This window comes from Achromobacter sp. 1011791174, from assembly GCF_059760925.1.
Map to the genome: position 1 here is coordinate 1 of NZ_JCBANH010000219.1, position 207 is coordinate 207.

Consider the following 207-nt stretch of genomic DNA (forward strand, 5'->3'; position numbering starts at 1 on the left):
CAGCCTTGTCCAGCATCGATTCAGCCAACAGCTTCTTGAGCTTGTTGTTCTCTTGCTCCAGCTCCTTCAGTCGCTGGGCGTCCGAAACGGTCATACCGCCGAACTTCGCCTTCCAGTTGTAGTAAGTGGCCTCCGAGATCCCGTGCTTGCGGCACAGTTCGGCAACCTTGGCCCCTGCCTCGGCCTCCTTCAGCACCCCGATGATCT

At 58.5% G+C, this 207-nt stretch carries 1 protein-coding gene; it reads right to left on the reverse strand.

Features of this window, described 5'->3' with window-relative positions:
• Positions 1–205 (reverse strand): transposase (locus AC6LJ5_RS30390; protein WP_498142464.1); only part of this gene is annotated, 205 nt, incomplete at its 3' end.
• Positions 206–207 lie beyond the last annotated feature (2 nt).